The sequence below is a fragment of the Nitrospira sp. BLG_2 genome, assembly GCF_049222245.1.
This window is the reverse complement of record NZ_JBLYIG010000331.1, coordinates 1-2,624: the sequence shown is the minus strand read 5'-3', so window position 1 is coordinate 2,624 and position 2,624 is coordinate 1. Positions and strand designations below refer to the sequence as shown.

Genomic DNA, 2,624 nt, shown 5'->3' with positions numbered 1-2,624 from the left:
GCGACAAGCATAGTCGGGTCTTGCATAATTGGAAATTTCGTAGCGAGAAAATCCCGCTTCGCCAAGAAAATGCTCTGCCGCTGCTTCCATGTCGATTTGAAGCACTTCGTCAGGTGGCCGGACAAGATCGCGAGCAATGTCCTGAGCGAGCCTTGTATCTTTTTCAATGGTCAGCGCATAGCAAGAGATATGCGAGGGGGCCAGCGTCATGAGCGATTCCAAGGTGTGCATCCAATTTTGCAATGATTGGCCCGGCAACCCATACATCAGATCGAGGTTGATATTTTCGAACCCGGCCCGGCGCGCGGCCTGGACTGCCGCCGCGGTATCTTGCACTCGCCCAAAACGGCCAATGGAGACGAGATCCATGTCCGCCATGGACTCCGCTCCAAAGCTGATCCGATTGAATCCGGCATCAGCCAAGATTGTAAGATCTCTTACGGTGACGGAAGAGGGGTGTGCCTCCACTGTAATCTCCGCCGTGCCGTCGGTCGGCCAAGTGGCTCGAATCAGAGCCAGAAGCGCGGCCAACTGCTCGGCTGGGAGGGAGGTCGGTGTCCCGCCACCGAAATAGATGGTCCGCAGAGTCCGGCCGTTCCAAAGCTCTTGCCGATAATAGAGGGAAATTTCTTGGATGAGGGCGGAATGGAACAGGGCCATGCGATCGGATCGAGCGATTTCCAGATAGAAGGCGCAAAAGTGGCAGCGGCGGCGACAAAACGGAATATGAACATAGAGACCGAGGTCTTCGTCAGAAGCGCTCATCGTTTCAGCGAGAAGGGAAGAGGTTGTGAAAATCCTTGGTCACGACGATTTCAATTGCGTCGGCCGGAGATACGCCTCGGTTGCGGATGTGCGATACCCATCCGTCATGCCTGCGGAGCGACTCAAAGACCGATTTGAGCAGTTGCGGCTTGATCCTGGCTTCCCATTCGTGCAACCAATTGCGTTCATCTTCATCTCCGGCATAGTCGTCCGGAAACGAGGCTTCCAGCGTGAATCGAATGGTAAAGGTTTTGTCTTCCTGGTACATACGATCCTGTCGTTGCGATTCAGTCGGCGTGATTTTATAATACTCTCTGCAACCGAAGGAGTCCTCTACTATGCCTATCTTCGAATATGTGTGTCGCGAATGCAATCATCGTTTTGAGCTGCTGATTCAAGGATCCGCTGAGGCGGCTTGTCCTCAGTGCAAGACAACCAAACTGGATAAACAGTTCTCCGCCTTTGGAGTCGGAGCTATGCCCAGCTGGACATCCTCAACCGCTCCAGGCGCGTGCGGCAGTTGCGGTGATCCTCGCGGGCCGGGCGCCTGCTCGATGCACTGATAGTAGGCTGTCAAAAGTCCGCCAGCTTGGCGGCCGGGGTGGGCGGGTAAGAACGACGACCTTTTTGAATAGCCTGCGGGTCGTGTAAAAATGTCCGGAACTTCTGACTTCTGCTTTATCACACATGCAAAATGGTTTTTCAACGCAGGATGAACAGGTGGTGCAACGGGCGATCTCGACTATTTTGCAATCCGATCCGCTGATCAAGCTTCTGCAGCAAGTACGACTAGGCCGACTGAAACCTACCGATACGGGTGTGCGCGCTATAGCGGAGTCTTGGCTGGAAACCTACGGGGAGGCGTTAGCCACGAATGGCCTGACGCAATCATGTCTGCGCCGACTCAATCCTGCCCCTCGGCTCGCAGTTCTCATTGACGTCGGAGTCCTGACCGACAATCATCCAGGTGTGAAGTCTCTGACGGCTGCTTATGACCGAGCCGTTGCTTGCGCACCGCCCGATTAGTGCGTCATGCGCCTCCTGTCTTTGCTCTGTCTGTCTGGTTTGGTCATCTTGCCGACGACAATATCAGCGGACGATGGAATGGGACTTCGCCCTCTGAGAACGATTCTTCCGGCCCAGCTTGCCTCGATTCTTCCTGACGATACGCATGTTCTGATCGAGCGAAGCCCCATCGAAGCGTTTCTTGTGGCCCTGGAAGGGGCGCCGCCAGATTGGGGCACAGTCTATGGCCACGGTCACCATGATCCTGGACATGATGAGCGGTTATTCAACCTGAACCGGGAGCGGGATGCTGCGCGCGAGGGGAACCCCGTCCTGAATTGGCGTGTGGCATTCGTCTGGCCCGGAGAATTGTCGCGAATCGATCCTGAAACCGAGAGCTATGTGGTGGCCGTCGGACCGGCGTTTCATTCCACGCGTTGGGGGATGGTTCGATTCAAGCCTGAGGAGTTCCTCAGTAATCTGCGTGTGAGGCCGGACAAAACCCTCGCCGGTCGGATCAATCGGGATCTTGCCAAACGTGAAAAAGTTCATGTGCTAGTGGTGATGGCCGGTGTTCTGATTCCCTCCGAATCGATCATCTATGATTTCTCGCACGAGGAGGAAGGGGTTGGTCTTATCATGCCTGTGGTGAGGATTGAACAGGTGGAAGTTCTTCTCAGCGAGTCGCAAGCGCCCTGATCTCACCGACACCAGTTCGATGCGCACAGATATAAGAGGCGTGACGACAGGCTGTCACTGGTTAATGCGCATCTCTTGCGCAACGAAAGCCCGTGCCGCTCGGACGGCTGTCCATCGTGCCCCAGTCCCGATCGGTTGTGCGAAGGCTGGCAGCC

At 55.5% G+C, this 2,624-nt stretch carries 5 protein-coding genes; 3 read left to right on the top strand and 2 right to left on the bottom strand.

What is annotated here, in order from left to right:
- Both hemW and ACOSYY_RS09165 read right to left on the bottom strand, forming a co-directional pair.
- A partial coding sequence (gene hemW, locus ACOSYY_RS09170) for a radical SAM family heme chaperone HemW (protein ID WP_421661966.1) occupies window positions 1-765 on the bottom strand: 765 nt, incomplete at its 3' end.
- A 4-nt stretch (window positions 766-769) separates the two neighbouring features.
- Entirely contained in the window at window positions 770-1,033 is a 264-nt protein-coding gene (locus ACOSYY_RS09165; protein WP_421661965.1) for a hypothetical protein, read from the bottom strand.
- A 70-nt stretch (window positions 1,034-1,103) separates the two neighbouring features.
- Here ACOSYY_RS09165 and ACOSYY_RS09160 point away from each other — a divergent pair, with 70 nt between their 5' ends.
- From ACOSYY_RS09160 to ACOSYY_RS09150, 3 genes are all read left to right on the top strand, one after another.
- Window positions 1,104-1,328 carry an FmdB family zinc ribbon protein gene (locus tag ACOSYY_RS09160; RefSeq protein WP_421661964.1) on the top strand — a complete coding sequence of 75 codons (225 nt, stop codon included), beginning with the start codon at window positions 1,104-1,106 and terminating at the stop codon, window positions 1,326-1,328.
- A gap of 124 nt (window positions 1,329-1,452) precedes the next feature.
- The gene (locus ACOSYY_RS09155) at window positions 1,453-1,791 is read left to right on the top strand and encodes a hypothetical protein (RefSeq protein WP_421661963.1); all 339 of its coding nucleotides are present in this window, start codon (window positions 1,453-1,455) and stop codon (window positions 1,789-1,791) included.
- Between the two features lie 78 nt (window positions 1,792-1,869).
- Complete coding sequence (locus ACOSYY_RS09150) at window positions 1,870-2,469, top strand: hypothetical protein (protein WP_421661962.1); 600 nt, start codon at window positions 1,870-1,872, stop codon at window positions 2,467-2,469.
- Window positions 2,470-2,624 lie beyond the last annotated feature (155 nt).

Coding starts and splice junctions, on each gene's coding strand:
- ACOSYY_RS09155 (WP_421661963.1), top strand. CDS start 1,453: ATGCAAAATGGTTTTTCAACGCAGGATGAACAGGTGGTGCAACGGGCG.
- ACOSYY_RS09165 (WP_421661965.1), bottom strand. CDS start 1,033: ATGTACCAGGAAGACAAAACCTTTACCATTCGATTCACGCTGGAAGCC.
- ACOSYY_RS09150 (WP_421661962.1), top strand. CDS start 1,870: ATGGGACTTCGCCCTCTGAGAACGATTCTTCCGGCCCAGCTTGCCTCG.
- ACOSYY_RS09160 (WP_421661964.1), top strand. CDS start 1,104: ATGCCTATCTTCGAATATGTGTGTCGCGAATGCAATCATCGTTTTGAG.